Source organism: Candidatus Accumulibacter contiguus (assembly GCF_012940005.1).
In the GTDB taxonomy this organism is placed as follows: domain Bacteria; phylum Pseudomonadota; class Gammaproteobacteria; order Burkholderiales; family Rhodocyclaceae; genus Accumulibacter; species Accumulibacter contiguus.
Window position 1 is genome coordinate 1 of the sequence record NZ_SPMX01000043.1, and the last position, 23,228, is coordinate 23,228.

General features: G+C 64.8%; 13 protein-coding genes and 3 pseudogenes. 14 read left to right on the forward strand and 2 right to left on the reverse strand.

The window, feature by feature from the left end; all coding sequences use genetic code 11:
- The 11 genes and pseudogenes from E4Q08_RS15025 to E4Q08_RS15075 form a co-directional block, all read left to right on the forward strand.
- A pseudogene (locus tag E4Q08_RS15025) lies at nt 1–387 on the forward strand (IS701 family transposase); the annotation flags it as partial.
- A 44-nt stretch (nt 388–431) separates the two neighbouring features.
- Nucleotides 432–2,270, forward strand: coding sequence for a hypothetical protein (locus E4Q08_RS15030; protein WP_169070985.1), 1,839 nt, complete (start codon nt 432–434; stop codon nt 2,268–2,270).
- A gap of 3 nt (nt 2,271–2,273) precedes the next feature.
- Nucleotides 2,274–3,803 (forward strand): FtsK/SpoIIIE domain-containing protein, encoded by a 1,530-nt coding sequence (locus E4Q08_RS15035; RefSeq protein WP_169070986.1) that lies wholly within the window; start codon nt 2,274–2,276, stop codon nt 3,801–3,803.
- The gene (locus E4Q08_RS15040; protein ID WP_169070987.1) at nt 3,800–4,945 is read left to right on the forward strand and encodes an AAA family ATPase; all 1,146 of its coding nucleotides are present in this window, start codon (nt 3,800–3,802) and stop codon (nt 4,943–4,945) included. The genes E4Q08_RS15035 and E4Q08_RS15040 overlap by 4 nt, the downstream gene beginning before the upstream one ends.
- A gap of 17 nt (nt 4,946–4,962) precedes the next feature.
- Nucleotides 4,963–5,844: a hypothetical protein gene (locus tag E4Q08_RS15045; protein WP_169070988.1), complete on the forward strand. Its 882-nt coding sequence runs from the start codon at nt 4,963–4,965 to the stop codon at nt 5,842–5,844.
- A 308-nt stretch (nt 5,845–6,152) separates the two neighbouring features.
- Nucleotides 6,153–6,554, forward strand: coding sequence for a Sua5 family C-terminal domain-containing protein (locus E4Q08_RS15050; RefSeq protein WP_169070989.1), 402 nt, complete (start codon nt 6,153–6,155; stop codon nt 6,552–6,554).
- 248 nt (nt 6,555–6,802) lie between these two features.
- The gene (locus E4Q08_RS15055) at nt 6,803–8,236 is read left to right on the forward strand and encodes an alkaline phosphatase PhoX (protein ID WP_169070990.1); all 1,434 of its coding nucleotides are present in this window, start codon (nt 6,803–6,805) and stop codon (nt 8,234–8,236) included.
- A gap of 220 nt (nt 8,237–8,456) precedes the next feature.
- Nucleotides 8,457–8,594, forward strand: coding sequence for a hypothetical protein (locus E4Q08_RS15060; protein ID WP_169070991.1), 138 nt, complete (start codon nt 8,457–8,459; stop codon nt 8,592–8,594).
- Nucleotides 8,595–9,123: 529 nt separating this feature from the next.
- Nucleotides 9,124–11,633 (forward strand): annotated as a pseudogene (locus E4Q08_RS15065) (sodium-translocating pyrophosphatase).
- Nucleotides 11,634–11,765: 132 nt separating this feature from the next.
- Nucleotides 11,766–12,530, forward strand: a complete 765-nt coding sequence (locus E4Q08_RS15070) for a hypothetical protein (protein ID WP_169070992.1) — start codon at nt 11,766–11,768, stop codon at nt 12,528–12,530.
- A 358-nt stretch (nt 12,531–12,888) separates the two neighbouring features.
- Complete coding sequence (locus E4Q08_RS15075) at nt 12,889–13,719, forward strand: pirin family protein (protein WP_248594940.1); 831 nt, start codon at nt 12,889–12,891, stop codon at nt 13,717–13,719.
- Here the strand turns inward: E4Q08_RS15075 and E4Q08_RS15080 are convergent.
- Complete coding sequence (locus E4Q08_RS15080) at nt 13,713–14,648, reverse strand: VTT domain-containing protein (RefSeq protein ID WP_034909163.1); 936 nt, start codon at nt 14,646–14,648, stop codon at nt 13,713–13,715. The genes E4Q08_RS15075 and E4Q08_RS15080 overlap by 7 nt on opposite strands.
- Before the next feature lie 441 nt (nt 14,649–15,089).
- Here E4Q08_RS15080 and E4Q08_RS15090 point away from each other — a divergent pair, with 441 nt between their 5' ends.
- The 3 genes and pseudogenes from E4Q08_RS15090 (at nt 15,090) to E4Q08_RS15100 (ending at nt 20,324) form a co-directional block, all read left to right on the forward strand.
- The gene (locus E4Q08_RS15090) at nt 15,090–18,704 is read left to right on the forward strand and encodes an SUMF1/EgtB/PvdO family nonheme iron enzyme (RefSeq protein WP_169070994.1); all 3,615 of its coding nucleotides are present in this window, start codon (nt 15,090–15,092) and stop codon (nt 18,702–18,704) included.
- Nucleotides 18,705–18,862: 158 nt separating this feature from the next.
- Nucleotides 18,863–19,195, forward strand: a pseudogene (locus E4Q08_RS15095) (SUMF1/EgtB/PvdO family nonheme iron enzyme); the annotation flags it as partial.
- Between the two features lie 127 nt (nt 19,196–19,322).
- The gene (locus E4Q08_RS15100; RefSeq protein WP_169070984.1) at nt 19,323–20,324 is read left to right on the forward strand and encodes a reverse transcriptase/maturase family protein; all 1,002 of its coding nucleotides are present in this window, start codon (nt 19,323–19,325) and stop codon (nt 20,322–20,324) included.
- Nucleotides 20,325–20,415: 91 nt separating this feature from the next.
- Here the strand turns inward: E4Q08_RS15100 and E4Q08_RS15105 are convergent, their stop codons facing one another.
- The gene (locus E4Q08_RS15105; RefSeq protein ID WP_169070996.1) at nt 20,416–23,187 is read right to left on the reverse strand and encodes an SUMF1/EgtB/PvdO family nonheme iron enzyme; all 2,772 of its coding nucleotides are present in this window, start codon (nt 23,185–23,187) and stop codon (nt 20,416–20,418) included.
- Between the last annotated feature and the right edge of the window lie 41 nt (nt 23,188–23,228).

Here is a 23,228-nt window from a genome sequence, read left to right on the forward strand (position 1 = left end):
GCGGCGCCCGACACGCCACTTCGCGAGCTGGCACGCATGCAGGCACAGCGCCACTTCATCGAGCGCGCCTTCGAGAATGCGAAAGGTTGCTGTGGGATGGCCGACTACCAGGTACGCAAGTGGCGGGCTTGGTACAACCACATGGCGCTCGTCTGCGTTGCACTACTCTTTCTCGTCAAGGAGCGGCGGCAACACTCACCCTACGCCGAGTTACTGTCCTGTGCCGATGTCGTCGACATGCTCGTGGCGCAGCTCCCGGTGAAGATTCACGGTCGCGAAGACCTCGTGCGAATCATCGCCGAGCGTCATGCACGGCGACAAAGCGCCCGCGACAGCGCCTACCGAAGGCAGCCGCCAGCACCCAAAAATGCCATTAGAATCTGTTAATGTAGAATTACGAACCGTTGCGCCGTGCAGTCCAGCGTGCCCGAATGCCCACGGTCAACCAATACGTGCTCGGTGCAGGAGACGACTGGTGGGGCATCATGAACCGGCGAGCGCGCAGAGACGGCCAAGCGCGCTGTGCCGTTCGACTGGTCTGGAGTGAGGACGGCGGCCGGGTCACCGCGGAAAGGGCCTGGCGCATCGAGAACGGGGCCTGGAACGGCGAGGAGTCCCTGATCGTCGCGACCAGCGCCGAAACGTTCAAGGACGAAGAGGCGCAGGAGTTCCTCGATCGTCGCCTACCACGAGACTATCTGTATTTTTTTCTTTTCGACGGTGAGCAGATTCAGGAATTGGCGGAGGCCAACCGCGACGTTCAGCAGCGACAGATGGAACGGCTTCTCGGGATTGGCGCGATCGATGCCCTTCGGGCCGCCCTGAATAACGCCATCGGGCGCTGGCAGCACAACGACCTTGAACCCCAGGCACGCGCGGACCTTGAGCGTATGGAGGGCGAGGCTCGGGGCCTTGAAGCCGACCGCACAGCGTTGGACGTCAGTCGTGCGAATCTGGGGCACGAAATCGAGAACGACACGGACGCGCTGCGCCGCATCGTTCGTCGTATCGAGGGGCTGAGTGCCTTCGTTCATCGCCACGATGAGGTCCAACTCCGCGAGACTCGCGCACGAATTCAAGCGCAGCGGGCTGAGGCAATGGACCTTCTGTCGACCCGGCTTCCGCGGGATATCGTTCTGTTGGTCAATCCATCACTGGTAACGCGAGCCATGGAACGGCTGAACAAGGTGCTCGGCAGCGATGCCAATGCCCGCGCCCGGGTTCTGGAGTCGCTGCTGGACATTTTGCCTGCACGCCTGTTCGACCAGCCCGACTTCCCTACTCCGGATATTCGCGACAGTCAGCGGGCATATTATCGCTATAAGCTGGTGAGCGTCCTGGAGCAGGAGGCGGACGCAGCCGGCGAAACCATGGACCCAGCCTTCGGTCCGGATCCCCAGGCAGCCAGTGCTGCTCGCGAACAACTCGCTCCATACACCGAAGCGAACGCGCTACGCTCGGTCCGTGCCGAGGAACTGCGGCGCCTGCAAGGGTTCGCCTCCGAGTTACGCCAACTGGAGGCAGACCTGCTCAACGTGGGGTCGCTATCAGACGAGGAGAGAACACGCTATGAACGTTTCGTCGCGGAGCGCGACGAACTTCAACGGAACCTGGACAGGAAAAAGGCGCAGGACAGGGATCTTGCGAGCCAGTCGGCCGGGCTAAAAGGAAAGCTCGACGAGGCCCGTAAACGCATAGAGCAGACCAGGACCAAGCTCGGTAACAACCGGGTCATAGAGGAAAAAATTGCTATCGCCCGTCGTCTCGGTAACCTCTTTGCCGACCTCAAAAGCAGCCGGAAGCAGGCGCAGCGGAAGCAGTTGGAGGCGGCCATCAACCAGCACTTTCGGATACTGATGACATCCCACCACCTGATCGATCGGGTGGAGGTGAACGAGGACTTCGGATTGCATTACCTGGACGCTGAAGGCGATCATGTCGGCATGGGCACCTTGTCCGCCGGCATGAAACAACTCATGGCCACGGCTCTGCTATGGGCCTTGAGCGAGGTGTCCGGGAAGCAGTTTCCTTTGGTTGTCGACACTCCCCTGGCTCGCATCGACCTGGCTCATCAGGAGGCCATTCTGCGCTACTACTACCCCAATGCCGCAGCTCAGGTCATTGTGCTTCCCACGGATGCTGAGTTGGACGCGCGCAAGCTTCGACTCATCGCCCCGCACGTCTATCGTGCCTATCGCCTGACCAATCCGGACGGCGAGCATACGATCCCTGCGCCGGTGGAAGTGTCGGACCTGATCAGGGAGGGCTGAACCATGGCTGATCTGTACACCGACGCTCGGGATGAGCAGACCATTGAAGATGTCCTGCTACATGGACTCAGTACGCAGCGCGCCCCAAAGCTGCGCGTCCTGCGCATCGCCCTTGCTAGATCGTTGCAGATACCTACGCCACCAGCGGAAGAACTCGATGGTGGCAGCATGGGCGGGAGCGAGTATGCCTTGACCCGAGTTACTGGCGCAGGGCTCCCAGCCGATGATGAAGGTCGCCAGGACTATGACTTGGCGGTACGCGCGATGCTCAGCGTCTACCACGGGGAGGATATGTTCCAGGGCGAAGAGTCGGAGCGACGCTATCGCCGCTACCTGCAACGCCACGTCCGCCGCGGCCTTCAGGAAATACGCACCACCTGGCGCCCCGGTCACGATTTTCACGGTTTTCTCTACCACGAGCTATTTGTCGGCCAAGCACCTCGCCCGGCGCGAGCGGAGTTGGGCCAGGAGATTCTTGCGGGACTGCGCGAGATTGGCGTTTCGGCCCAGATTCGCAGCGTGGAGGACGGGCCGCGCATTAGCCGCTACCGGATTTTCCTGGACGACGTGAATCATTACGACAAGGTCAAACGCGGCCTCGACAAGCTCGGTCTGCACCTGGGTCTGTCGACCCGCCAGGGAATACTGCTTCAAGAAGACGAAGACCGTGAGCGGGAAGCTCGGGTGCTGGCCCTTGACGTTCCTCGCCCGCGGGAAACTTGGCACACGGTACCCGGTGCGCGTCTCCGGGATTGGGCGACACAGGCGAAGGACGTCCCAATACTTACGGTCTGGCCCGGGGTGGACGTGCTGGGGGAACCTGTATATTTCGACTTGGCAGCCTCGCCCCATCTTCTGGTTGGCGGGACTACCGGCAGTGGCAAAAGCGTGTGTCTGCACGCTCTGCTCTTGTCCCTCCTCTGGCGGCTGGAGCCGAAAGACCTTCAACTCACTCTGATCGATCCTAAGCGCGTGGAGCTCGCCCACTACGGTGCCTTCCCCCAAGTGACTAACGGACAGATTATTGAGGACATTGGCGACGCACTGGAGACACTGGACGGACTGGTCGATGAGATGGAATGCCGCACCCTGTTGTTACGGCAGCACGGGGTAGCGAACCTGGCAGAAGGGCGTGAGCAGGGTCGGATCGACCTGCCCTACGTAGTGGTGGTCGTAGAAGAACTGGCGGATCTGCTCTTCCAGTCCCGTGAGGCAGAGGCACCTCTGGTGCGCCTGACGCAGAAGGCGCGGGCCGTGGGAATCCATCTGGTGCTCGCTACCCAGCGACCGGACTCCGACACCTTCAGCGGCCTGCTGCGCAGCAACGTGCCAGGACGCATCGCATTGTCAGTCCGCACCGGGGCGGAATCCAAGATCATTCTCGACGAGACCGGCGCCGAGAAGCTGCTCGGTGCAGGCGACATGCTGCTGCGACCCCAGGCCGGAGTCGCGACTCGCCGCGCCCATGGGGTGAGGGTTAGCAGCGATGATATCCGGCTATGTCTGCAAAACGTCCGCGGGAGAATCCAATGAGTGACATGACCGTGTATGAGTTCCAACCACTCTGGTTGACGCTGGACCAGGTCGGTCCCTTCCAGAGCACGCCCTACGAGATCGACTTCACCGACGAGCAGGACAAACCCTGCAATATTTTCCTCCTGATGTCGGAAAATGGGCGTGGCAAGACCACAGTGCTGGAGTGCATGGCTCTGCTGATGCGTCAACTCGGAGAGGAGGAGCCGCAGCGCTTCGGACAGGAGGATCTGGATCATGGTCGGGGCAGGGTCCAGCTTGATGTGCTGACCCGAATTTTCTGGCAGGGGCGTGATCACCGTATCGTGTTGTCCCTATTGGCGGGTGCCATCGGCGATAAGACCTTCCTCAAAGTCTGGGACGACTCGAATCTCAGGCGTTATGGGGCAGAAGAGTGGCACCGGACCGGATTCCGCCAGCAGGCGCGCGGACGCTTGGTTGAGATCGACCGCTACAACGAGTTCGTTCAGGATCTTCGCCACACGTTGATCGACTCAAGCCGAATGGCTCCCGAGAGCTTCGCCAACTCCACCCTAAGCCTGCCCACGGCATTGCTCTTTCCGGCCTACCGGGACATCCCTCCTGTCCTTGATCTTGGCGAGCGTCCGATCATCCAGCCCGAACATTGGGCTTACCGCACGGCGCACGAGTTTGCTTCTCACGGAACCCACTGGACGGCGTCACTGGACAACCTTCTCGTCTGGCTGATGTGGTTGAACAATGGCAGCTACGAGAGTGCGGTGAAGACGGTGAACAACACGGTGTTCGGAAAGCCCTCGGACAAGTTCCTGGCGGCCGAGATTCGCCGCGTTCCGCCCGAGGCGGTCGTCCATAGCGGCGGACAAACCCACCGCCTGGATCGACTATCGAGTGGAGAAAAAAACCTCACGCAGCTCTTTCTCCGCATTGGTGCCACCAGTACCCGTAACACCTGGGTATTGGTGGACGAACTGGATGTCCACCTGCATGTTCGCTGGCAACACAAGGTGCTGAATCTGATGAAGATCCAGGTGCGCGAGCAGCCGGGTACCACGGTCATCGCCACAACGCATTCGATCGAGATTCTCGAGGCATTCCCCATCGACATTTGCGAGGAAGGCCTGGTCAAGGGCGGCTGGATCATCGAGCAGGACCTACGCTAGGCAGTTAAAGGAGGAACATGAGCGGATTCAAGAAGCTGAAGCAGACCGATAAACTCCGTCTCAAGCAGCGTGGCGGGGTTGTTGTCTTCCTGGAGTCGGGAGAAGACTTCGAGATCGTGCATAAGCGCTGGTTCTTCGATGAAGGGCAAGATATCTGGTTCCAACCGGCCGATGGTTATGAACCGGGAACTGGCGGGGGCGGTTGCAAGGCCGTCATTGGCTTGGTGGCCGAGGCCAGGGCCGACGGGATCAAGGCATTCGGCCTGGTTGATCGGGATGTGCTTCTCAGCGATCAGAATTGGCCCCTATGGTGGCAGGAGCAGGACGACCTTTTCCTGTCCGAGCGCCCATATGGTACCCACATTCGCGTTTTTCTGCGCTGGGAATTGGAGAATTACCTGCTCGATCCGGACGCTATGAGGATCGAGGCGAACGATTCGGCGTTGACATCGAGTCACACCGCCGAATCCGTATTGACCTCCTGTTTTGAGTGCGTCAATGAGTTGAAGGATCGGACTTCAGCAACCATCGCAGCGAAGGAAGCTAATCTCCCATCACCTGAACCAGGCTTCGGATGCAATCCAGTGCGACATGGTTCCGATCTAACGACTGCTTTGCAAGACACTTTAAGCAAAAAAGGACATCCCAATGCTGCCAGGGCTATGAGCACGGCACGCCAGAAGATCGACGAGTTCGACTCACCAGAGGCTCCTCCCCGGAAGCGCTGGGAGCATCTGGTGCGAATGCTGGACGGCAAGGCTGCACTCAAGTACATCAGCCACAAGACCGGAATCAGGTTCGATGAGCGGCGCGCAGGGCTTGCCCGTCAAATGTACCAAAGGGGCACCATCCCCGCCGAGATACGCGGGTACATCGAGGATTTCAAGAGTGTCGCGTAGCGCGGCATGGCGTGATGAACACAGCAGCCTGCCCTGCATGCAGTATTCACTGATCGCCACGAGACGATCTACATTTCCGATCGAAATTTCCGTGCGGCGCTGCCAACGATCCATGTCGGCAATGAACGGACTAAACGCCGACATGGATCGGTTCATCATTTTGGTGCGTCGCTCTATCGTCGCCATGAATCGTCCTACGGCAGGTGTGGAGAGGATAGGAAATCCAACGGCACCATCGACAGTATATGAGCCTTCATCAAAGGGCGTGAATCTCGGATTGGGTCCCAGGAACCCATGAAATCGGCATCATGCCGCAGATCGTCACTCGTCCGCCGGACGCCGCTATGCCGCGGGTTCCCGGTTCGCTGGCCGCACACTACGCGCCGACGACACCGCTGCGCCTGCTGCCATCCGCGCGCCTTGTTGAGGTCATCGACCGTCTGCAGAGCACGGGTCGGCGCTGCGCCGTACTCTGTCACAGTCGGTTGCCCGCCACGCCGGCAGCACACGCCTGGCGCTGCTTGCCGGCCAACCCCCGCGCTTACGCCAGTGCGCTCTACGCCGCCTTGCGTGAACTGGATCAGGCCGACGCCGAGCTGATCATCGTCGAGGAGATTCCGGAAACGCCGGCCTGGGCGGCGGTCGCCGACCGGCTGCAGCGCGCGGCAGCCGGTGCCGGCCTGAGCACGGCTGCCGATACGCTCGGCTGACCAGCCGCCGCCGTCGGTACAGCCCTGCGGTCTGACCGTTCATTTGCAGAAGGTCATGCTTGCGCAGGTTTCGTGAGCGGCCGGCTGGACTCTTTCTCGATGAGGACTCTTTGCCATGGTCACAATGCCGTCATCCACACACGGGATGATCACAGCCGTCGGCTGCAAGCCGACCTCGCCCGTTGCTCTTACGCCAAGCCAGGGGAGTACGCCAGCGTGCGTCCCCAAGACCCAGGAGGATAGTTGATATGATGATCAGAAAGCGCTCTCTCGCCATCGCCCTGGTGATGGTCGGCCAGGTCCACGCTGCCGACCTCACCCTGTTCGACAACTTTACGCCCTTGACCGGCAACCCGGCCGCCGGCAGCCTGCCGGAAACCGCGCCGTTCAGGCTGTCATCGCCAGACTTCAGCCAGGTCGTCCTGGCCAACCGCACCAACCAGAACCGCTTGCTGCCGGGTTCGAACTCCGGTAGCTGGGACATGATTACGGCCAACGAGACCGGCGCCAACGCCGGCCGCTATCTGTTCATGCCCTTCGAGACCGGGTCCGCCGGTGTACAGCGGGTCGACCTGCGGGACAGCAATTACGACACCCGCACGGTGACCATCGTCGCTCCCGGGACGCAGGGCTTTGCCTCTGGCGATGCTTCCCGGTGGACCCCCTGGGGCAGCTATCTGACGGCTGAGGAATCCTGGGGCTCCGGCAGCACCAAGGGCCGTCTGTTCGAAGTGACCAACCCGACCACCGCTGGGGTCAATGGCGGCAATCTCGTCCAGCGCCGCATCATTCCACGCGTCTCGCATGAAGGCCTGGCTTTCGACAAGAACAACAACCTGTACTTCATCGACGAGTTGAACGGGGGCTCCCTGTACAAGTACGTTTCCGCCAGGCCCGGTGCCACCAGTGGTGACGACTTCTTCGCCAAAGGCCAGACCTTCGTGCTGAAAGTCGGCGCGGGTGGCCAATCCGAGGGCAACAACGGCCCTGCCATTACTGGCAGTTCACGCTGGGTGGCGATCACCGACGCGAACGGTGCGGCGCTAGCCGGCATCTCCACGGTGCTTGCCGACGGTACCATTGACGGTCGCGCGACTGCCGATCATGCCGATGTCTTGGGCACCGGCTACAACCGACCAGAGGACCTGGAGATTCAGACGGTGTCCAGCGGCAAGCAGATCCTCTACTTCACCACCACCGACTCCGACAACGACGGCAACAGCGCCAATGGGCGCGGTCGCATCTATTCGCTCGATCTGGCCTCGAACGAAGTCAGGCTGGCCGCCGATAGCAGTAGTCGCGACATGGCCACCGGCCTCGCGGTCGGCGCCACCTGGAGCAATCCGGACAATCTCGCCATCGATGCCAACGGCAACATCTACGGCATCGAGGACCAGGACGGAGGCAGAGCTGACATCTGGTTCCTGCAGGACGTCGACAGGGATGGCGTCGCGGAGTCGGTCGGCAAGTGGGCCTCGCTGAGCACCTCCGGCGCCGAGCCGACCGGGCTGTACTTCGACCCCTTCAACGCCAACGTGGCGTACGTGAACGTCCAGCACCCCAGCAGTGGCAACGACGTGCTGGTCCAGATCACTGCCGTTCCGGAGCCGGAGACTTACAGCATGGTGCTGGCGGGGCTGGGCCTGCTGGGTGCCACGGCACGACGCCGCAAGTGTGTCTGATCGACCTGCCGCAAGAAGAAGGACGGCCGCCGGGCGGTGGTCGTCCTCCCGACGGCAGGCACACCAATTTCAACTTGCCGAGCAAAGCCGTTTGCCACTCTCCCTGGCCCTCCCGCGTGTCGCAAGTTGGCGTGCTGGAGACACTCTGGTCAATTCCCACCGCTGCTTGCCCCACCCTCGGTCGACGCGTGTCGATGGTTTGGGGAAGCCGCCCAGGCCAGTGAACGATCAGCATCATTTGCAGGCGCGGCTGGCCAAGGGCTTCGAGGCGGGAGCGCTGGCGCTCGACTTCCTTTCGGCGCAAGGTTTCCGGGTTGTCGCTTCTCAGTCGGGTCATGCCTGGCTCATTGTCCAATAAGAGATTGTCGGAAAACGTACCCTCGCTACAAAATGCAGAGGGTTCCGGTGGAGCAATGCGGCATTTCTGAGTTGCGGCCTGGATTCCATCGTTTTCGTTACGCAAGGTGTGATCAGGTGAGGCCCGGGCATCGCAACGGCTCCTCGGACCGCACCACTTCGATACCCCCCATGCACCGTGAAGGAGCTTGGTCATGGGCTCGGCGCCAGCAACGGCGGGGCTTGGTGGCAGGTCGCGGCAGCGGCTCGACATACCACCGGAGGCCGGTCAGAGGGCAACGACGGCTGGCGCCTGAGCCACATGCGGTGGCCCCGGAGCCGGCGAGGAGGTGGTGGCCCGGCTCGCCGATGCGGCGGCCATCCGCTCGAGCCCCCCGGCACGAGAATTGCTACCGAGGACCGTTGACACTCAAATGGTGGCCGGAGACACTGGCCAAGGAGCCAGTGGATTTCCAGTGCTTCTGTCTGCCGTGCCTGGACGTCGGCGGCAGCCACCGAAACGATTTCGACATTTTTCAAGGAGAAAACCAATGACCTTCAGTTACTCTGCGTTGGCGCCGCCCTGGCGCTCTCTGGCCCGTCGCCTGCTGCTGGCGTTCATTATTGCCATCGGCGTCGCTGCCTTGCCAGTCCTCGCGGCCACGGAGCACGTCTCCGAGGCCAATCTCGTTCTACCCGACCTTGGCGATGTCTCTCTGGTGACTTTCCTCGGTGGGATCTCCGGATGGACCCTGCTCTCCTGGGGACTGCTGGTTTCCCTCGGCGGCCTTGTCTTCGGCGCCGTCATCTACCTGCAGATTCAGCGCCTGCCGGTACATCGTTCGATGGCCGAAGTCAGTGAACTGATCTACGAAACCTGCAAGACCTACATGCTCACGCAGGGCAAGTTCCTGCTGATCCTGGAAGCGTTCACCGCGGTGATCATGATCGGCTACTTCTACTTCGTCCAGGAGCTTCCCGTCCCCGACGTGGCGATGATCCTGGCCTTCTCCCTGGTCGGCATCGCCGGCTCGTTCGGGGTGGCCTGGTTCGGCATCCGCATCAATACCCTGGCCAACAGCCGCACGGCCTTCGCCTCGCTGGCCGCCAAGCCTTATCCGGTCTACGCCATACCGATCAAGTCGGGAATCTCGATCGGCATGCTGTTGATCTCGACCGAACTGCTGATCATGCTCTGCATCATGCTGTTCGTGCCGGCGGCGCTGGCCGGCAAGTGCTTCATCGGCTTTGCCATCGGCGAATCGCTGGGCGCCGCGGCACTGCGCATCGCCGGTGGCATCTTCACGAAGATCGCCGACATCGGTTCCGATCTGATGAAGATCGAATTCGGCATCCAGGAGGACGATGCGCGCAACCCTGGGGTGATCGCCGACTGTGCCGGCGACAACGCCGGCGACTCGGTGGGCCCGACGGCTGACGGCTTCGAGACCTACGGTGTCACCGGCGTGGCGCTGATCAGCTTCATCATGCTGGCGGTACCCGAAGCCGCCGTCCAGGTGCAGTTACTGGTCTGGCTGTTTGTCATGCGGGTGATGATGATCGTCGCCTCGGGCATCTCGTATCTCGGCAATCAGATGGTCGCGCGGCGCCGCTACGGCGACAAGCAGCGCTTCAATTTCGAAGCGCCGCTGACCTCGCTGGTGTGGATCACGTCGGTCGTTTCCCTGGTCATCACCTTCATCGTCTCGTATCTGCTGATGGGGAACTTTGCCCTCGACGGGAAGGCATACGCCAACCTCTGGTGGCAACTTTCGCTGATCATCACCCTCGGCACGCTCGCCGGCGCGATCATTCCCGAGATCGTCAAAGTGTTCACGTCGACCAACTCGCGGCACGTACGCGAAGTGGTCACGGCGTCGGAGGCAGGCGGCGCCAGCCTCAACATCCTATCCGGTATCGTCGCCGGCTACTTCTCCGCGTTCTGGATCGGCGTCATCATCGTCGGGCTGATGTCCGGCGCGTATGTCGTGTCGCAGTTCGACCTGACGGCGGTGATCAATCCGGACGACGCCAAGGCAGCAATGATGGCCGCGGTCTTCTCGTTCGGTCTGGTCGCTTCGGCTTCCTGGGGATGGGTCCGGTAACGATCGCGGTAGACAGCTACGGGCCGGTCACCGACAACGCGCAGTCGGTATACGAACTGTCGATGATCGAACAGATGCCCGGCATCCAGACGGAAGTCAAGAGGGACTTCGGTTTCGATCTCGACTTTCGTTCCGCGAAGTTCCTGCTCGAAGAGAACGACGGCGCCGGCAATACCTTCAAGGCAACCGCCAAGCCGGTGCTGATCGGCACCGCGGTGGTCGGCGCGACGACCATGGTTTTTTCCATCGTCATGCTGCTCACCGCCGGCCTGACCGAGAACCTGGACAAGCTGTCGCTGCTGCACCCGCCCTTCCTGCTCGGACTGATCGCCGGCGGGGCAACCATCTTCTGGTTCTCGGGCGCCAGCACGCAGGCCGTTTCGACGGGCGCCTACCGTGCGGTCGAGTTCATCAGCACACACATCCGCCTCGATGAGGTGGTCAAGGCGTCGCAGAAAGACAGCAAGAAGGTCGTCGAGATCTGCACCATCTACGCGCAGAAAGGCATGTTCAACATCTTCATGGCGGTGTTCTTCGGCACCCTGGCGTGCGCCTTCATCGAACCCTTCTTCTTCATCGGCTACCTGATTTCGCTAGCGATCATCGGTCTTTACCAGGCCGTTTTCATGGCCAACGCCGGTGGCGCATGGGATAATGCGAAGAAGATCGTGGAAACGGAAATGCACGCCAAGGGAACGGATCTGCACAATGCCTCGGTGGTTGGCGATACCGTCGGTGACCCGTTCAAGGACACCGCCTCGGTCGCCATGAACCCGATCATCAAGTTCACGACGCTGTTCGGCTTGCTGGCGGTCGAGATGGCGGTCGGACTGCAGGCGCAGGGCCAGCAGGTAATCGTCTATGCCCTGGCGGCGCTGTTCCTGGCCGTGAACCTGGTCTTCGTGTTCCGCAGCTTTTACGGGATGCGAATCGTCGCCAAGAAGGAGAATGGATAGCGTCAGGCAGGCCGCCGCATCCGCGCGCCGACGGCGCCCAGGGCGTTACAACGCCCTGGGCACGCGCGGCCGCAGCCGCGGCGAACATGACAAATGTCGAACCAAGTCGACTATTTCTAGGGAGATTCAACCATGTCCATGCATCTTTACTTCTCGCTGATTCCCGAAGCACTGATCGCCTCCATGTTGCCGCCGGAGCGGTTCGGGCAATACTACGCGACGGGCCACAAGTTCAAGTCGAAAGGTCAGGCCCTGTTTTTCGAGATCGACCCGTCCTTCCGCCACGAGTACTTCGACATCGACGGGGCTTTTGCGCGTTGTGCGGCGAAGGCCGATGGCACGCCCAAGAACTCCGTTTACATCTCGATGTATCGGGTGATGGAGCACCTGACGATGAATGCCATCGGCCAGCTTTACCTGACCACCGCGATGGGCGCGACGCTGGGTTTGAGCCGCGGCGACACGCTGCCGAAGCCCGAACCCGAACTGCACATGTACCAGGATCTGGCCCCCATCAACAGCCTGGTGGTCAGCATCCTTGACCCGGCAACCTACTACGCCGACGTGACCACCAAGCCATCGAAGTTCTTCCGCTTCCCCGGGATGTGCTTTGTCGAACTCGGACTCGGCCCCCTGGCGCGCGATCCGGCGAACGGCCAGGAGGGTGACCTGCCGTACTCCTTCCTGCAACACCTGCGCGAGGCCTTGCTGGAACTACGGCCCGTGTCGAAGCAGAACAAGCTCGTGCACCGCGTGCACTCGCTCGAATTCCCGTATCGAATGGTCAAGAACGGCTTCTACCTGGGAATCGGCAGCGAACTCGTTTATTACCCGATGCTCTCGCAAGCCGTCTTGCGGAGGGATTACAGCAACTGGTGGCGTTCGGCCAATCTCTAGCCGGGTGCGGCAGCTAGCACCAACCCAGATGCCGTCGTGGAGGGAAAGGCGGGCCGTTCTTTCGGGAACTTCCTGGCGCGCTGCCACGTCTGGATTGACGTGCTCATCGTTCACCAGAAGGGCATCTTCGGGGCACACCACTGCATCAGCCAATCCTTTTCCTGCAGCCGACCTACTTTACTGAGGGGTGAGCCGTGCATGTCTGCTCGCCTGTGCACCTGTATGCCATTTTGGGGGAAGTCCCATGAGCCCAAGCGATCGCGATTCACTCCCGGCACCCTCGCACGTTCCGCACTCCCTCCCGTCCAGCCCGTCGATCGAACGTATCGAGGCGCGCGTCGCCGACCTGGGTGGCGGCATGGTCGTCCGTCGCGCCTTGCCGACTCGGCAGCGCCGCATGGTCGGCGCCTGGTGCTTTCTCGACCATGCCGGCCCGCTCGGCTTTGCCCCTGGGCAGGGGATGCACGTCGGCGCCCACCCGCACACCGGCTTGCAGACCTTCACGTGGATGATCGAGGGCGAGGTTCTGCACCGCGACAGTCTGGGCAACGAGCAGGTCATCCGTCCCGGTCAGGTCAACCTGATGACGGCCGGGCGGGGCATCAGCCATAGCGAGGAGTCGCTGCCCGACGAGCGGCGACTGCATGCCGCGCAACTCTGGATCGCCTTGCCCTCCGGGGTCAGCGACTGCGATCCTGCGTTCGACCACTATCCGGACCTGCCACGCTGGAACGCGGGCGGCTGCGCCTTTACGCTGCTGGCGGGCGCCTATGGCATACATGTGGCCCCTGCGCGACTCCACTCGCGTCTGGTCGGAATGGACGTGTGCAGTGCGCTGGGGGGCGCGGTCGACTTGTCGCTGAATCCGGGATTCGAGTACGGCATCCTGCCTCTCGAAGGCGCGATACGGATCGGCGCCGAGCGCTTCGCAAGCGACGAGTTCGCGTATCTGGGCGACGGCGCGGGCACTGTCAGGCTGGAACTGACGGCAGGCAGCCGCATCCTTCTGCTCGGCGGTGCGCCCTTCGGCGAGCAAATCCTGGTGTGGTGGAACTTCGTCGGCTTCAGCAAGGAGGACATCGCCAGCGCGCAGCGCGACTGGGAGGCCGATGGCCCGCGCTTCGGCCGCGTCGCGGGCCATGCGGGAAGGCGCCTGGCCGCCCCGGCACTGCCCTGGCCCGGTTACTGACGCGGCGGGTCGTTGCGGGTGGCTGCCAGCCAGGCGTCGTAGCCTCCCTGCAGCACCCTTACCGAGAGGTAGCCGTCGTCGAGCAGATGGCGTGCCGCGGCGATGGCTCCCGCGTCTTCCGGACAGGCGCACAGGGTGACGATGGGCCGGCTCCTGGGCCAGTCGCCCACCGCGTCGTCAAGACGGTCGTGCTCGGCCACCTTGGCGCCAGGCACAGCGTCCGTTTCGGCGATCATCGTGGCCCCTCGCAGGTCGAGGATCAGCGGCGGCTGTTGCGAGCGCAAGGCCTCGATCAGTTCGTCGGGGGTGATGTGCGGGACAGTGCTGGATCGTCTGAAGCGATACTTCTGCCACAGTTTCCATCCCAGCCAGGCGCCAATGAGTGGCAACACGACGGCAAGCGCCGTGCCGGTATGCCGGTCGAGCGCGCCGATGGCGGCCTGGACCTCGTCCTTGAGCAGCCAGCCGGCGCCGAGCGCCAGCCCTGCCCACAGGCAGGCGCCCGCGCCGGCGGCCATGAGAAAGCCCGGCAGGTGCATGCGCAGCGCGCCGGCGATGGGGGGCGCGACCGTCGAGAAGCCGGGAACGAACTTCGCGACGACGATCGATGAGAGCCCCCAGCGGATGAAGCGGGCCTCGGTCTGGCTGACGCAGGAAGCGGGGTTGATCGAGAGCTTGCACAGCCCGGCCAGCGCTCGATAGCCGAAGACCCTGCCGGCCCGATACCAGAGCCAGTCGGCGATGACCGAGGCGACGATGGCGGCCGCCAGCACCTGGCCCAGATGCCCCGGGGTTGCCGCCAGGCTACCGGCCAGCAGCAGGGTCGGCACGGCCGGGACCGGCAACCCCAACTGTTGCAGCAGGACATTCACGAAGACGACCGTGACGGCATCCTGCTGAACGGCCTGGATGATCTGGGAGAGTTCCATCGTGATTGGTCAGACGCGGCGTCCGGCCCGGCCGCCAGGTGCGGCGGCGAGTCGCGAACGTCCATCTTCTTCGAGGTCCGGGGCGTGCTTCATGGTTGCATTTTCATCTGGTGGAGCCGGCCCTAGCGCTTGGCCAGCGACTGTACGGGATCGAGGCGCGCCGGCAGGACGCCGAAGACGCTGCCGGTCAGCAGCGCCGTTCCCAGCCCGGCGAGCACCGCCCAGTCGGGGGGAAGGCCGGATACGCCGGATAGAGCTGGCGAAAGTTCGCCGCGCCGGCGTGGCCGAGCGCCTTGCGCAGGCCGATCTCCGCCGTGCGCTGGGCGACCGAGTCGAGGAGGATAGGAAATCCAGCGGTACCATCGAGAGTATATGAGCCTTCATCAAGGGGCGTCAATCTCGACAAATTTCCTGCCCGCGGCTGCCAACCCAGGAGACGACATGAGCCACCGCTTCGAGAACGCCTGTGCGCTGCTGATCGCCGTGGACCAGAACAGGGAAGCCAGCGCCGCCCTGCCGGCCGTGGCCGCCGACGCGCGCGCCCTGCGCGATGTCCTGGTGCATCCGGCGCGCTGCGGCTACGCGCCGGACAAGCTTCGCCTGCTGATCGGCGCCGAGAGCAGCCGGCAAGGGGTGTTCGACGCGCTCGACTGGCTGGCCGACGAACTGGCGGCGATTCCGGGCGGCGACTCGACGGCCATCCTCTACTTCAGCGGCCACGGCCACGTCGAGGGCGACGAACACTATCTGATCCCCTACGACCTCAACCTGCGCCGAATGCGCAGCAGCGCGATCCGCGCGACCGACTTTGCCGACGCCGTCGCGCAACTGACGCCGCGCCGCCTGCTCGTCGTTCTCGATTGCTGTCACGCGGCCGGCATGGCGGTCAAGCAGGCGGCGCCGGCGCCATTCGCCAGCGCGGCGATTCCGCCGGCGCTCTTCCGGACCGAAGCCAAATCGCTGGCTGCCGGTCGCCTCGCCAGTGGCGCCGGGCGTGCCGTGCTCAGTTCGTGCCAGCCCGGCGAAAGCTCCTACCTGCGCGCCGACGGCCGCATGAGCATTTTCACCTTTCACCTGATCGAAGCGCTGACCGGACACGCGCAGCCGTCCGGCGGGGCACCCGAGGTCCTGGTTTCCGACCTGGCGAGCTACCTTCAGCGCTCGGTCCGGCAAAGCGCGCGGGCGCAGCACGGCGCCGAGCAGAACCCCGTCCCGCAGTTGACCGGCAACTTCCCGGTCGCGCTGGTGCTCGGCGGCGACGGGCTCGGCAAGGGGCAGGCGGCGCCCGATCCCCTGGCGCCCCTGCCGCCAGCGGTTTCCTGGCGGGCCAGCGTCAGCGGTTCGGGCGCCATTGCTCAGGCCGGCGGCATCGCCCTCGGCGAAGGTGCGACCCAGGTCGGCGGCGACTGCACCATCGTCAGCGGCACGCAGATCGTCCACAACTACTACCGCGCCGCCGCCGGCAGCGCCCCGAGCAAGGAAGACATCGCCCGGCAGGTCGCCGGCTACCTGCGCTGGCTGCAGGAGCGCACGCAGAGCATCGAGCTGCGCGGCATCGAACGAGCGGGCGGCGCGGCGGTTGTCGTGTTGCCGATCGAGACCGCCTACGTGCCGCTGCGCGCCCGCTCGCTGCCGCGTTTCGGCGACGCACCGCAGCGGATCGGCAAGCCGGGCAAGGCCGGACGCCAGCGCACGGTCGAGCTCGAGGATGGCGCTGCTGCCGACGAGCCTTCCGGCCGCGAAGCCGACATCGCCCTGAACGAGGTCCTCGGCCTCGGCCATCGTCTGGCCATCATCGGCGGACCCGGTTGCGGCAAGACGACGGTCTTGCTGCACATGGCCTGGGCGCTGGCCTCTGCGCTGCTCGAAGGGCAGCCCGAACTGGCGCGCTCGCGCCTCGGCCTGACGATGGCCGCCGACGAACTACCGCTGCCGATCCTCGTTCCGCTGGCCTCGTTCGCGCGCTACCGTCGTCACTTGCCGGCGGCGGCGGAAGCGCGCGAGAAGACCCTGGCGCATTTCATTTCCTGGCATCTGATCAGCAGGGAAGCCCCCTTCGACCTGCCGGCCGACTTCTTCGTGCGCCTGCTCAAAGAAGGACGAAACGTCCTGCTGCTGCTCGATGGACTCGACGAAGTGGCGAACGAGGGCGAGCGCGCCGAGGTCCGCCAGTCGGTGGAGAATCTCGTCGCCGGCCGCGACGCGATGCGCGTCGTCGTCACCTGCCGCACGATCGCCTACCGCAGTGGCAGCACGGCACTCGGGGCCGATTTTCGCGAGATCCGGGTGCAGGCGCTCGAGCACGCGCAGCACATCGCGCCGATGGTCCGTCAGGCCTACGCCTGCATCCACCCGCAGGACCCCGTGCGCCGCCTCGAGCGCGCCGACGACCTGCTGACCGGAATCCGGCGGCTCGAAGCGGATCGCCGCCGGCGCCTGGGCGAGAACGCCGCCGCGCTGGTCGACAGCCCGCTGATGGTGCGCCTGCTGTTGATCGTCCACCTCAACAACCGCGCACTGCCCGAGCAGCGTGCCGACCTCTTCGACAAGGCGATCAACGCGCTGCTGCAGGTCGATTACGGGTACGACGAGAGCGACAAACGCGAACTGTCCGCCGACTGGACGCTGTACCGCGACATGGCGCAGCAGCTCGCTTTCCGGATGCACCAGCAGGGCGCCGACCAGGGGCGCGAGATCGAGGAGCCGGAGCTGCGCGCCATCCTGTGCGCCGAAGCCGAGTTTCGGCCGCGCCTCGACGATTTCGTCCGCCATGCGCGGCAACGCGGCAGCGTGCTCGAAGAGCGCGACGGCGCTTATCGCTTTCTGCATCTCGCCTTGCAGGAGTTCCTCGTCGCCCGCTACCTGAGCGAGGTCATCGGGCGCGACAGCCGCGAAGCGATGCTCTCCTTCCTCGCCGAACGACTCGAGGACCCCTGGTGGCGCGAGCCGATCCTGCTGCTTGCCGGCTATCAGGCAACGCACGCCGCCCGCTCGGCGCGCGAGTTCCTGCGCGCCCTGACCGCAAGCGGCAGCGTCGCCGACGCGCAGTTCTCGGCTGCCGAACTGGCCGCCACGGCGGCGATCGAGTGGCGGGAGAGCGGCGAGCCGCTGCGCGCCGAGTGCGCGGGCCGCATCGTCGGTCTGTTGGGCGACGCCGACGCGTTGGCGACATCGCGACCGACGGTGCGCGCGCGTGCCGGCGACCGGCTGGCGCAGATCGGCGACTCGCGCTTCGACCCGCAGCGTTTCTATCTGCCGGCCGACGAAATGCTGGGTTTTGTGCGCATTGCCGCCGACCCAGCGTTCATGATCGGCACGCGGCGGCAGGACGCGGCGCGCGTAGCCAAGATCATCGGGAGGAAGGTTGACGACGACGAGATCAACGACACGCCAACACCGACCCCTGAGTTCTACATCGCGCGTTACCCGGTCACCGTCGCGCAGTTCCGGGCCTTCATCGAAGCCACAGGATTGGCGATCGGCAATGGTGACGCCCTCGCCGATGTGGACAGCCGACCGGTGCGCCGGGTGAGTTGGCACGAGGCGCTGGCCTGGTGCGACTGGCTCCACGAGATGCTCGAGACTATGCCGGAAGTCGAAGGTAGTCCGATCGCCAAGCTGGTGCGCGAGAACGGTTGGCAAGTTGCCTTGCCAAGCGAACTCGAGTGGGAGAAGGCGGCGCGAGGCAACTTGAGCGGAGCGGTGTTTCCCTGGGGAAACGATGTCGATCCGAATCTGGCGAACTACGCTGATTCTCAGATCCACGATAGCTCAGTCGTCGGCTGCTTCACGGGCAATGCTTTCGGTCTCTTCGACATGGTCGGCAATGTCCGGGAATGGACCCGCAGCCTCTACCTGGACTATCCGTACGATCCTGCCGACCCGAAGCGTGAGAACCTGAACGCCGACGACGGTGCCGAACGGGTCGTGCGGGGCGGCGCGTGGTTCTTTCATCGAGCCGGTGCCCGCTGCACCTCTCGCCACAGGCTTCGCCTTGGCGATCGATTTGTCAATCTCGGTTTTCGGGTGGTGTTGCGTTCCTCCCCTGTTTCTTGACTCCGTCCTCCGTTCCCTTTGGCCTCTGTCACTCCGGGATATCCGACTCTGGAGGGGGTGCGGGGGAAACTTCCCCCGCCGCGCGCAGCGCGGCACGCGATTTTTTTTGCTATCCTTCGCCTGCCGGGTGGTGACACTCGGTCAGGCAGTCTGGAGAGGTCGTGCGGGGCGGCTCGTGGAACAATCATCGAGACAACGCCCGCTGCGCCTACCGCAACAGGAATCACCCGGGCAATCGGAATGACAATAGCGGTTTTCGGGTGGTGTTACGTTCTTCCCACGTTCGTCCGCCCCTTCTTCTGGTTCCGCCGCAGGGCGGGACGGCGCGCCGGCACCCCCGTGCCGGTCGTGCTCCGGAAATGCCGGTCGATTCGCGCGAGCGGCTTGGCCGGCCGAGGCGAAGGAAGAAGAACAGCGCCAGACCGGTCTGGTCCGCGCGCAGGCCGCAAGGCAGGGCGACAGCGGGGCAATCGCCCGCGCCGGGCGCATAGCGAAGCACGGGAACGGCCAGGCCGAAGCGCCCGCCGTTCCCGCCCCGGCTCCCGCCACCGGGATGGCATCGGGTCAGGAGAACTCCTCGGCCTCGCGACCCGAGACACCGGGCCTGCCGGACGCCGTTTGCCGAATCCAGCCGCCGAGCAGCCGTCCGACCTGGGCGACGAGGCGGCTGACGTGCTCGTATTGGCCGCTGCTCAGCCAATCCCATTGCCGGGCCAGCCGCAAGTACAGTCGCAGCTTGTCTTCATTCACGAGCCGAAGCGCCGCAAGATCAGTGCCGCGCCGTTTCGCGACCGCGTCGTCCATCACGCCCTGTGCCAAGTGATCGAGCCGCTGTTCGAGGCGAGCTTCATCGCCGACAGCTACGCCAATCGCCGCGGCAAGGGAACGCACCGGGCGCTGGACCGGCTGCAGCACCATGCGGGACGTTATCGCTACGTGCTGCGCGCCGATGTCGTGCAGCATTTCCCGTCGCTCGACCACGATCTCCTGCGCGGCAAGCTGGCGCGCGTGGTCGACGATTCGGATCTGCTGTGGCTGGCCGGCCTCATCCTCGACAGCGGCGCCGGCGTGCTGACGGACGAGTACCGGCCGGTGTACTTCCCCGGCGACGACCTGCTCGCCGCCTGCCGCCCACGCGGCCTGCCGATCGGCAATCTGACTTCGCAGTTCTGGTCGAACGTCTATCTCAACGACTTCGACTGGTTCGTGCAGCGCCAACTGGGCTGCGGCGCCTACCTGCGCTACGTCGACGACTTCGCGCTGTTCGGCGACGACCGGAAAACGCTGTGGCAATGGAAGGAGGCGCTGATCGCCCGCCTGGCACAGGAGCGGCTGACGATCCACGCCAGCGAGGCGCAGGTGCTGCCGACGCGCTGCGGCATCCCCTGGCTCGGCTTCGTCGTGTACCCGACGCATCGTCTGCTCAAGCGGCGCAACGCGGTCAACTTCACGCGCCGGCTGAGCGGCAATCTCGACGCATATCGCGCGGGGTCGATCTCCTTCGCCGAACTCGACGCCAGCGTGCGCGGCTGGATCAATCACGTCCGCTACGCCGACACCTGGGGCTTGCGCAAGCATCTCTTCGCGGCGCATCCGATCCCGGGACGCCGCGCCAAATAGCCGCCCGGCGCGGCGGGGGAAGTTTCCCCCGCACCCCCTCCAGAGTCGGAGTACCCGGAGTGACAGAGGCCGGAGGGAGCAGAGGACAGAGTCAAGGAACAGGGGGAGAACGCAACACCACCCGAAAACCGCCCGCGGCATCCCGAGTGCCCGGGACAAGCCTGAGACGGAAGGCGCAGCGGGCGCCGTCTCGAGGAAGGTTCCACGAGCCGCCCCGCACGACCCGGAAGACATCGTCCGAGGTATCACGGTCTTCACGTTTCAGATCCCTGGCATCGTAGGGGTAGACGAAAGCGGGCTGCCGCCAATCGGTGCCCCACAGACTGCGCGTCCACTCCCAGACGTTGCCCGCCATGTCCAGGCAGCCGATAGGGCTGCGCCCGGCCTCGAAGCAGCCCGGCGTGCTGGTCGCACCGACGCTCATGTCGGCATTCACCCATTCGGGCTCCCAGTCGTCACCCCAGGGCCAGGCGCGCTGTGGTTGCGGGTTCTTCCGCCGTGCCGGGTCGGCAAGGGCAAGGCCCTGGCCAACCGTGGTGTACTGCGCACTGACGGGAAGCTCGACGCCGCCACGCGCCGCTTTCTCCCACTCGGCTTCCGACGGCAGGGCGACCGACCAGCCGGCCGGCAGCCGCTCGCGCCAGCGCTCGCCTAGCCAGGCACAGAAGGCCAGGGCGTCGTGCCAGCTCACCGTTGCCACCGGCCGGTTTGGCGGATCGCGCAAGGCCTGTGGATCGGGCGCTTCGCCGCCGGTGCTGGCGACGAACTGCGCGAACTGCGCCACCGTGACCGGCGATTCGGCGATCCAGTAGTCGTAGTCCAGCGTTTCGTTGCGGTGCAGCGGCGCTTTGCTGTCTCCTTCGTCGCCCATCCAGAAAGCGCCGCGCGGCACGAAGGCGAAGCGCAGGTGGTCGACGTCGAGCAGTTCGTGCCGCGGGTCGCCGAGTGCGGCGAGCAGGTCGCCGGCCAGCGCGCGTTCGCGCGCCGGCAGACGGCGGCTGCGCAACAGCCGGCGCTGCCAGTCGCGCACGCGCCGGCGCTTGCTTTCGTGGCGCGGCTGCAGGTCGGGGTCGGCGGCCGACAGGCCGGTTTCGTGCAGCGCCTGGCCGGCGAGAAGCGCGCCCCACTGCGTTTCGCTGTCGGGTTCGGGCGCTTCGGGGTCCGAATCGACCCCCTCGCCGCACAGCGCCTCGACCAAATCCCAGATGGCACTCGGGGTGTTCCTGGCGCTCGCCGCGGCGAGCAGAAGAACCTCGCGCCAGCGGTCGGGGTCGGTTGTCGCCAGTCGGCTCAATTCGTCGGGGAACTTGAAGCGCGCCAGGTGGCAGGCGGCCAGATACTCCTGGAAGGAACGGTGCGGGAACTGGTACCAGCCCTCACCGTGCGCACTGAGCAGCCCGGCGCGGTCGCGCAGGTACTCCTCGAGGCGCATGAGCCGGGCGTCCGGCCGGTCGCGCGAGGCGGCACGCAGCGCCGCCGTCAGCGCGTCGGCGTGGATGTCGGCCGTGCCGGTCAGCGAGGGCTGCGCCAGGTGTACCTCGTAGGCCAGGCGGTCGATTTCGCGCCGAATGCTCTCGCGGCTGGCGCCCAGCCACTCGCCGAGGCAGGGTTCGTCCACCCGCTGGCCGCGGCGGTCGAAGCGCGGCTTGTGACGTTCCCACTCGTCGAGCAGCATATCGACCGACTCGGCGTACAGCTTCTCGCGGCTTTCCGGCAGCGCGCCGCCGCCGCGCGTCTGCAGCCGCGCCATCAGGGTCAGCAGCAGCGGGCGGGCAGCGAGTTCGCTCAATTGCTTGCCCATGGTGGCGCGCTTGAGCCTCGCCGCGCCGTCGGCCGCCTGCGACGCGCTCAGGCGCGCCAGGTCGTTCGCCATGTGCGCGTACCAGGAGTCGATGAAGCGCTCGATCTGGCCGCGCGTGAAGGGCAGCAGTTCGCGTGCAGCGAATCCTTCGAGTTTCCAGTCCTGGCGCTGGTAGGCGTAGGTACGGCTAGTGACGAGGAAGCGGCACTTGCCGTACATCCCGGCGAAGGCCTGAACGGCCTGCTTGACCTGGGCGCGCCGGCTTTCGGCGTCGGGAACTTCGTCGAGTCCGTCGAGCAGGACCAGCCCGCCGCGGCCGAGCAGTTCGCGATGCAGGGGGTCGTCGTAGGGCCGCAGTTGCTCGGGCCACTGGCCGACGATGAAGCGCCACAGCGTGCCGGCGTCGACCACGGCGTCGGCCGGCAGGCTGGCGGCGAAATCGCGCAGCACGACGCACACCGGCAACAGGGCGCCGTGCGTCCAGCGTTGCCGCTGCGGCTTGAAGTCGGGTTCACGCGGAATCGGCTGGCGGAGAAGCTTCAGATTGGCGGTGGCCGAATGCTGCAGTTCGCCAGCCAGGCACAAGGCGACGAAGTTGAGGAAGGTCGTCTTGCCGCTCCCCGGTCCGCCCATCAGCACCAGCGAACGCTCGCGGTCGAGCGCTTCGAGCGCCGACAGGCGTTCGCTCTGGCGCGGCTCGCCGTCGCCGGGCTGGCGGGCCGCGCCCGCGGCGGCCGGCAGGAAGCGGCTGTCGTCGCTTGCCGTGGTGAGCAGCGCAGTGTAGACCGCCGGCAGTTGCACCATCTTGTCGTCGCTGACGAAGAGCGGCAGCCGGTTGGCCTGCGTGACCAGCCAGCCCAGATAAGCCTGGCGCAGTTCGGCGGCGGCGGCGTCTGACGGCGCTACTTGGTAGAAATTGTTGTGGATGTCGCCTCGGACGAGTTGGCCACCCTTGCCCACAGCTGTGGCTCCGTTCCCTTGCGCGATGGCGCCGCCTCCGTCGACTGCGGCTTGCGCTCGACGGCGCGGCTTTTTCGCTGGGGGAAGGTGTTCGCTGTTCATCGCCGTGGTGCTCGCCGGATTATCGTTGGAGTAGGATACGA